Below are 237 nucleotides of genomic sequence, written 5' to 3' on the forward strand. Positions count from 1 at the left end.
GCCGCCCGCCGGTCCGGCGGGCCGCACCGCCCGCACGGCACTGGCGCTGCGCGAGGCCACGGCGTCGGGCGGCTGGACCCTGCTGGACCATCCGATGCTGGCCCTGGAGGTGGCGGGGTCGCCCGTCCATCTGGAGCCGGACGCGGTGGTGGTGCACCCCGACGGCACCTGGACGGTCGTCGAGATCAAGTCGTTCCCCATGATCGACGCGTCGGCGGACGCCGCGAAGGTCGGTGC

At 75.5% G+C, this 237-nt stretch carries 1 pseudogene; it reads left to right on the plus strand.

Annotated features, from left to right (window positions below):
- Nucleotides 1-237 (plus strand): annotated as a pseudogene (locus IH13_RS0134475) (hypothetical protein); the annotation flags it as partial.

It is taken from the genome of Streptomyces sp. NRRL WC-3549 (assembly GCF_000721935.1).
Taxonomy (GTDB): domain Bacteria; phylum Actinomycetota; class Actinomycetes; order Streptomycetales; family Streptomycetaceae; genus Streptomyces.